The following is an 8,163-nucleotide window of genomic DNA, read 5'->3' as shown; positions in this document are numbered from 1 at the left end:
TTGGCCAGGTCAATGTGGCGGTGAACCAGCTCGATCAGATGACGCAGCAGAACGCCGCGCTGGTCGAAGAGAGTGCAGCGGCAGCCGAGAGCCTGAAAGACCAGGCCAACCGACTGGCCCAGGTGGTTCAGGTGTTTCGGCTGACTGCCGTCCACACCGGCCGTTGAACTGTTCACAACCGATACCAACCCATACCTTGGAGATATGCCATGGGACTGTTGTCACTGATGCGCCACTTTTCGATCCGCTTGAGAATGATGGGCGCCGTAGGCGTTGTGCTGGGACTGCTGGCCATGATCGGGGGCTCAGGCCTGTGGGGCATGGAGCGAATGGCTCACCTGGGTGACGAGTTCGCTGACCACGCATTTCAGGAAACCGTGGCGCTGTCAAAACTGCGGGTAGCCCTGGGTGATATCAGCCGGTTCGAGAAGGACATGGTGATCCACTACGAGTCACCAGAACAGCTGTCACTGTCCAACCTGCGCTGGGAAACCGCTGTGAAGCAGGCCAGCGAGCACCTTGCGAGCATGCTGCAAGGGGAAGCCGACGAAGACAACGCTGTGCTGCAGAACATCCAGCTGCAGCTCAAGAACTATGTGGCTGCGGTCGAGCCGGTGGTGAAGCAGATTCAGGACGGGGCCTACGATTCCGCCACCGTTGCCAACCGCATGCTGACGCGGGCACACGAGCGCTACGATGACATCCTGAAGCAGACGCAGGCGGTGGAGACCATCATCGCTGGTGAGGCGAATGCTGTGCAGGCCGAACTCATCAGCACCAGCGACCAGACCATTCTGTGGTTCGGGTTGGCGGTGGCGCTGGCGGTTTTGGTGGTCGTGCCGACCACGCTGGCCAACATGCGGAGCATCTGCAAGCCCCTGGACGAAGCCAAGCGTTTGGCCGAAGCCATCACCCAGGGTGACCTCACGCAGCGTGTGCCGGTGACTGGAAAGGATGAACTTACCGGTCTGATGCAGGCCCTGGGGGGCATGCAGCTGTCTCTTGTGCGCATCGTGGGCGAAGTACGCAGCAGCACCGACAACATCAGCACAGCCAGCGCCGAGATTGCCTCGGGCAACCAGGACCTGAGCGCGCGCACCGAGCAGGCGGCGAGCAACCTGGAGGAGACCGCGGCCAGCATGGAGCAGCTCACCAGCACCGTTCGCCAGAGCGCGGACTCGGCGCGCCAGGCCAACCAGCTCGCCGCCAGCGCCTCCGAGATCGCCGTGCGCGGCGGCCAGGTGGTCGGCCAGGTGGTCACCACCATGGACGAGATCAACCACAGCTCCAAGAAGATCAGCGACATCATCGGTGTCATTGATGCCATCGCCTTCCAGACCAACATCCTGGCGTTGAACGCTGCGGTCGAGGCGGCCCGGGCTGGTGAACAAGGCCGGGGCTTTGCGGTGGTGGCCGGCGAGGTGCGCAACCTGGCTCAGCGCAGCGCTGAAGCGGCCAAAGAGATCAAGGGCCTGATCGGCAGCAGCGTGGACCGGGTGGAGACCGGCTCGCGTCTGGTGGCCGAGGCGGGTCAGACCATGAACGAGATCGTGGGCTCGGTGCAGCGGGTCTCCGACATCATTGGCGAGATCACGGCGGCCTCGGGCGAGCAGAGCGACGGCATTGGCCAGGTCAATGTGGCGGTGAACCAGCTCGATCAGATGACGCAGCAGAACGCGGCGCTGGTGGAGGAGAGCGCGGCAGCAGCGGAGAGCCTGAAAGATCAGGCGGCTCGCCTGGCCCAGGTGGTGCAGGTGTTTCGGCTGAGTTCGGCTCCGGCGCCTGCGGCGTTGCCTGCGCCTGTGTCCGCCCGCTCCGCGCCGCCGATGCGCGCGCCTGCTGGCACGCCGCGTACCAGCCGCGCCTCGGCTCCGGTGGCGTCCCGCCCTCAGGTGACGGTGGCCTCGGCAACGTCCCCTCAGCGCGCGCCAGAAGTTCGAGCGCCCGCCGTCACCACACAAGTGAGCACACCGCTCCCGACGGCCACGCGGTCCAAGGCTGCCGCTGCCAAGGTCGACGAAGGGGACTGGGAAAGTTTCTGATTCCGCAGCCTCAGCCCTCTGGACCCACTCATGCCAGCCACTTCCATCGTCTCAACCGCCAAACCCCAAGCCGTGCTCGGCGACCAGATCATCCTGGCCGCGGTGGTGCTGTCCGCGTTGGCGGCCGGCGTCATCGGCCATTTCTATTTTGAGCTCGCAGCCGGCCTGATCGGCGGCGCTGCGCTCGCCGGGCTGGGCTTGGCGGCCTATGTCCTGGGTCGTGGCACGCTGGCCTCGAGGCTGGTGTTGTCGTTCGCTCTGGTGAGCCTGGTCGCTCTGCACATCCAGCTGGCCAAGGGCGAGCTGGAATACCACTTCGGTGTCTTTGTCACATTGGCGCTCCTGCTGGTGTACCTGGACTGGCGCCCGATCGTGTTTGCCGCCGGGCTGTTCGCGGTGCACCACGTGCTGTTCGACCGCCTGCAGGCAGCCGGCTTTGGCTTCTACTGTCTGACCGAGCCCAGCTTCTGGCGCGTGATGCTGCACGCGACCTACGTGGTGATCCAGACCGGGCTGGAGGTGGTGCTGGCCGTGGGCATGGCGCGCACCGCCCGCGAAGGGGTCGAGCTGGCCGAGATGGTGGCCACGGTCGACCAGCCACACGGCATCTCGCTCGACATGTCGGGCGTGGTGGTGACCACGCCACGCGCCCTGGCTTTGCGCGGCGCGTTCCAGCGAATGTACGCAGTGGTGTCGTCTGTGCAGACCTCGGCCGTGAGCATCGAGACCGCGAGCGCTGAAATCGCCAGTGGCAACCACGACCTGTCGACCCGAACCGAGCAGGCAGCGAGCAGCCTGCAGCAGACCGCGGCGAGCATGGAGCAGCTCAACAGCACGGTGCGCCAGAGCGCGGACTCGGCGCGCCAGGCGAGCCAGATCGCGGCGGCCAACGCCGAGGTGGCCACGCGCGGTGGACGGGTGGTCGGCCAGGTGGTCACCACCATGGACGAGATCAACCACAGCTCCAAGAAGATCAGCGACATCATCGGTGTCATTGATGCCATCGCCTTCCAGACCAACATCCTGGCGTTGAACGCTGCGGTCGAGGCGGCCCGGGCTGGTGAACAAGGCCGGGGCTTTGCGGTGGTGGCCGGCGAGGTGCGCAACCTGGCTCAGCGCAGCGCTGAAGCGGCCAAAGAGATCAAGGGCCTGATCGGCAGCAGCGTGGACCGGGTGGAGACCGGCTCGCGCCTGGTGGCCGAAGCGGGCACGACGATCCAGGAGGTGGTGGCCAACGCCCAGCGCATCGCCGACATCATTGGCGAGATCACGGCGGCCTCGGGCGAGCAGAGCGACGGCATCGGCCAGGTCAATGTCGCGGTGAACCAGCTGGATCAGATGACGCAGCAGAACGCCGCACTCGTGGAAGAAAGCAGCGCCGCCGCACAAAGCCTGAAGGACAAGGCGCTCAACCTGGCCAAGGCCATTCTGGTGTTCAATCCGGGCGCCGGGCTTCGCGCGGCCTGACCGGTCTGTTCATCTTGGCGCCCGGGCGCCAAATGATTGCCTGAGAGCGCATTTTTCGTGAGGAATCGCACCCTCTGAATGCGACCGACGTGCCTATACTGGCGAAAAAAGCGACACCGCCTGGTGTCGAACGCCGAAAGCAGACGTCGTGAATGCCCGCCTTTCCCCCGCCGCAATGCCGCTGGAAGCGGTGTCCCTGCAATCTCAGGTTGACGCCGCCTGGTCGCAGCGCATCGTGCCCGAGCTGATGCGCTACATCGAGGTACCGGCCAAGTCGCCCGCGTTTGACCCGGACTGGTCGGCCCACGGCCTGCTCGAGCGTGTGCTTCAGAGCGCCGCCGACTGGGTCAGTGCCCAGCAGGTGCCGGGCCTGACGCTGGAAGTGATCCGCCTCCACGATGCCCATGGCCAGCCTCGCACTCCTGTGCTGTTTTTTGAGCTGCCGGCCAGCGGTGGCCGAGACGGCACCCCGGCACCAGCCTCCGGCCAGACCGTGCTGATGTACGGCCATCTCGACAAGCAACCCGAATTCACCGGCTGGCGCAGCGACCTCGGCCCCTGGACGCCGAAGGTCGACGACGGCAAGCTCTATGGGCGAGGCGGTGCCGACGACGGCTATGCGGTTTACGCCAGCATCGCGGCCATCCAGGCCATTCAGGCGCAGGGCGTGGCCCACCCCCGCATCGTGGGCCTGGTCGAGACCTGCGAAGAGAGTGGCTCGGGCGACCTGCTGCCGTATGTGGATGTGCTGCGTGGCCGCCTGGGAGATGTGGGGCTGGTGATCTGTCTGGACAGCGGCGCCGGCAACTACGACCAGCTCTGGCTCACCACCAGCCTGCGCGGCATGGCCAGCGGCGTGCTGAAAGTGGAGGTGCTGACCGAAGGCATCCACTCGGGCGATGCCTCGGGCCTGGTGCCATCGAGTTTTCGCATCCTGCGCCATGTGCTCGACCGGCTGGAAGACAGTGCCACCGGCCGCCTGCTGCCCGCCAGTTTCCATTGCGAGGTGCCGCCTGAGCGCGTTGCGCAGGCGCAGGCGACAGCGGCCATCCTCGGCGAAGAGATCTACAAACGTTTCCCCTGGGCGCACTACGACTGCGGTGGCTCCACCGCGTTTGCGCTGCCCACCACCACCGATCCGGTGGAGGCCCTGCTCAACCGCACCTGGCGGCCTACGCTGTCGGTGACCGGTGTCGACGGGTTTCCCGATCTGCGCAACGCGGGCAACGTGCTTCGGCCCTACACCGCGTTCAAGCTCAGCCTGCGCCTGCCGCCGCTGGTGGACGCTGTGGCGGCGGTGCAGGAGCTCAAAGCCTTGTTGGAAGACAACGCGCCTTACCAGGCCAAAGTGACCTTTGAAGGCGGAGGCGGCGCCACTGGCTGGAACGCGCCGAGCACCACGCCGTGGTTCGAGCAGGCCTTGCAGGACGCCTCGCAGGCGCATTTCGGCGCCGGCTGCGGCACGATCGGCCAGGGCGGCACCATCCCGCTCATGAACATGCTCAGCCAGGGCTTCCCCAAGGCGCAGATGATGGTCTGCGGCGTGCTGGGCCCCAAGAGCAACGCGCATGGGCCCAACGAATTCTTGCACCTGGACTACGCGCGCCGCCTGACCGCCTCGGTGGCGCAGGTCATCGCTCGCATGCCCTGAGGCCAGGGCCGCACGATGTCCGACACCACCCAGGCGCCCTTCACCCTCGCTGACGGCCTCAACCTCGCGCTGTACGACTGGCCTTTGCCGCTGCGCTGGCGCCCCCGGGGCGTGGTGCTCATCGTGCATGGGCTGGGCGAGCACGCCTGGCGCTACGACCCGCTGGCCCAGCGTCTCAACGAATGGGGTTTCTACGCGCGCGCCTACGACCAACGCGGTCACGGCGAATCGGGTGGTGCACGCGGAACGATCCCGCACGAAGACGCGCTGCTCGAGGACCTGGCCGAGGTGGTGGACGACACGCGCCGCCATGTGGCCCAGCCCTGGTCTTGCCCGCTGATCCTGCTTGGTCACAGCATGGGCGGACTGGTGACCGCGAGTTTCGTGCAGCGGCAGATCGCGCCGGTGGATGGCCTTGTGCTGTCGTCACCCGCCCTGCGCGCCGGCATTGGCGCGGTGCAGCGCAAGCTGATCAACCTGCTGCACCGGTTTTCACCCAACTTGACGCTGTCCAACGGCCTGGACGCCAGCAAGATCTCGCACGATGCGGCGGTGGTGCAGGCCTACCAGAAAGACCCACTGGTGCACGATCGCATCTCGGCGCGGCTGGCAGGCTTCATTGACGACAACGGACCCGCTGTGCTCGCCGCCGCACCCGGGTGGAAGGTGCCCACGCTGCTGATGTACGCCGGTGAAGACAAACTGGTGCAGCCCGAGGGCAGCGCGGCGTTCGCCAAGGCTGCGCCCCGCTCAATGGTCACCAGCCAGTGCTTTGATGGCCTGTACCACGAAATCTTCAATGAGGAAGACCCATCCGAGGTGTTCGCCACCCTGCGCCGCTGGCTGGATCAGGTCGCACCCAAGCCGGTCTGAGCGCACAGCCTGAAAACACAACGGCCTCTTCTGAGGCCGTTGTTGCATCGGGCGTTTTCGCCTGAGGAGAGCTTACTTTTTCAGCAAGCCGCCGAGCATGCCCATCAGGTCGCCGGCGTTGCCACCGGCGCCACCACCACCCAGCAAGGCGCCCAGACCACCCATGCCGTTGTCGGCGGGCAGCTGGCCTTGCGGGGTGAGCTGGTCGATCAGGCCCGGCAGCAGGTCAGCCAGCGTGCCCGCGGCTTTCTGCTGACTGCCGCCCATTTGCTGGGCGATCATCCCCATCAGGTCCGGGCCGAGCGCGCCACCCAGGGCGTCGGGCGACACCGGCTGGTTGGCGCCGGTACCGACCCAGGATTGCGCCGCTTCGGCCAGGCCGCCTTGCTGCAGTTTGGCGAGCAGGCCCGAGAGGCCGCCGCTGTTGTTCATCAGCGCGCCCACGATGCCCATCAGCATCTGCGGGTCCAGGCCGCCAGCTGCACCGGCTGCGTTGGCGGGTTGCTGGCCGCTGGTGGCAGCGCCGATCAAAGAATCCAGAAGTCCCATGGTGTTGTCCTTTCGAAGTGGGTTTGGGCGCGCACCGACAAATGTCGAGTCGCCCATTGACATCAGGACACCTGCCCCGGGTCAGCGCTCATTGTGGGCGGTGCGGCGGGCCCAGGCAAGCCAGAGCAGGGCCATTCCGGTCAGGGCCACGGGGAACAACGAGCCGATGTTCAGCCACTGCCAGCCCTGGGTGGTGACCAGTGCGCCAGAGGCAAACGAAGTGACCGCCATGGTGGCAAAAACAAAAAAGTTGATGGCACCCTGTGCGCGGTCTTTTTCCTCAGGCCTGTAGGCTTGAAGCGACAGCGTGGTGCTGCCGGTGAACAGGAAATTCCAGCCCACACCGAGCAGGAACAGCGCGATCAGGAACTGGTGCAGGTCCACCCCCGAGAGCGCAATCGCGATACAGACGATGTTGAGCACCACGCCAATCCCCATGATGGTGAGCACCCCGAAGCGCTTGATCAGGTGGCCGGTGAAGAATCCCGGCGCGAACATGCCGATCACGTGCCACTCGAGCACCAGCGCGGCGTCGTCAAAGGGAAAACCGCACACCTGCATGGCCAGAGGTGTGGCGGCCATCAGCAGGTTCATCACACCGTAGCTCAGCGCCGCAGCTGCGGTGGCGACGATGAACACCGGCTGGCGCATGATCACCGACAGCGGACGACCCGTGTCGGCTTTGTCCACCTTGGGCGGCAGCGGTGGAAAGCGGATGAAGGCCATCACCGCCATGGCCACCAGCGCCACCAGCGCCAGCGCAAGGTAGGCGCCGGCAAACGGCACCTCGAACCAGGTGCGTGTCTGGCTGGCCAGGTTGGGGCCGAGCACCGCGCCAGCCAGACCGCCCGCCAGCACCAGCGACACCGCTTTTTCGCGGTAGTCGACCGCGCTCAGCTCGGCGGCGGCGAAGCGGTAGAGCTGGCCATTGGCGCTGTAGTAGCCGGCGAACACGGTCGCGGCCACCAGCAGCCAGAAGTTCTTGTCGAACGCCGCCCAGGCGCACAGCAGGGCGGAGAGGAACGCCACCAGCAAACCGATCTGGAACGAGACCTTGCGGCCCCAGACGCTCTGGGTGCGCGCCACCAGCGGCGTGGACAGCGCACCGCCGACCACGTAACCCATCACCGGCAGCGTCGCCATCCAGCCCAGCGGCGCCAGTGACAGTCCCACCAGGCCGTTGATCGCGATGAAGACCACGTTGTTGGTGAGAAATAGGCCTTGCAGCGCGGCCAGCAGCCAGAGGTTTTTGTTCATATAAGAGGCTGTTTATACATTGGGTGATCCAACCTCCTTGTCGGCGCGGTGCGCGGGCCCCTGAGGGGTCGAGGCGGACCAGCACGGGCGACCCGGGGCCTGAGCCACCCGTTTTCATTCACTGGTGGCGATGGATCGCATCAGGCCCGCTGCTTCATCCAGGCCATGAACCAGCAACGCGAATGTCGATCGCTCTACCATTTTCCTCCTTGCGTGTGTACCGGCAGGTCGTGCCTACAAAGGCTCGCGCTCCGGCGCTTCAGTTCGAATGCCACGATGGTTTCCATCCGAATGCGGACGACATCAATTTCAGCCCTGGCATCA

General features: G+C 65.8%; 6 protein-coding genes and 1 pseudogene. 5 read left to right on the top strand and 2 right to left on the bottom strand.

The window, feature by feature from the left end:
• The 5 genes and pseudogenes from QUV25_RS18245 to QUV25_RS05355 form a co-directional block, all read left to right on the top strand.
• Window positions 1-167, top strand: a pseudogene (locus QUV25_RS18245) (chemotaxis protein); the annotation flags it as partial.
• A gap of 42 nt (window positions 168-209) precedes the next feature.
• On the top strand, window positions 210-2,042 hold the full coding sequence (locus tag QUV25_RS05370; protein ID WP_300861945.1) for a methyl-accepting chemotaxis protein: 1,833 nt from the start codon (window positions 210-212) through the stop codon (window positions 2,040-2,042).
• 30 nt (window positions 2,043-2,072) lie between these two features.
• Window positions 2,073-3,509: a methyl-accepting chemotaxis protein gene (locus QUV25_RS05365; RefSeq protein ID WP_300861944.1), complete on the top strand. Its 1,437-nt coding sequence runs from the start codon at window positions 2,073-2,075 to the stop codon at window positions 3,507-3,509.
• A 175-nt stretch (window positions 3,510-3,684) separates the two neighbouring features.
• Window positions 3,685-5,160: a M20/M25/M40 family metallo-hydrolase gene (locus tag QUV25_RS05360; RefSeq protein ID WP_300862062.1), complete on the top strand. Its 1,476-nt coding sequence runs from the start codon at window positions 3,685-3,687 to the stop codon at window positions 5,158-5,160.
• Window positions 5,161-5,175: 15 nt separating this feature from the next.
• Window positions 5,176-6,033, top strand: coding sequence for an alpha/beta hydrolase (locus QUV25_RS05355; RefSeq protein ID WP_300861942.1), 858 nt, complete (start codon window positions 5,176-5,178; stop codon window positions 6,031-6,033).
• A 72-nt stretch (window positions 6,034-6,105) separates the two neighbouring features.
• Here the strand turns inward: QUV25_RS05355 and QUV25_RS05350 are convergent, their stop codons facing one another.
• A complete protein-coding gene (locus QUV25_RS05350) occupies window positions 6,106-6,582 on the bottom strand; it encodes a YidB family protein (protein ID WP_300861940.1) in 477 nt (158 codons plus the stop codon).
• A gap of 81 nt (window positions 6,583-6,663) precedes the next feature.
• Window positions 6,664-7,839, bottom strand: coding sequence for an MFS transporter (locus tag QUV25_RS05345; protein WP_300861937.1), 1,176 nt, complete (start codon window positions 7,837-7,839; stop codon window positions 6,664-6,666).
• Window positions 7,840-8,163: the final 324 nt, after the last annotated feature.

This window comes from Hydrogenophaga sp. (genome assembly GCF_030373245.1).
GTDB lineage: Bacteria > Pseudomonadota > Gammaproteobacteria > Burkholderiales > Burkholderiaceae_C > Hydrogenophaga.
This window is presented reverse-complemented; position numbering and strand designations above follow the sequence as displayed.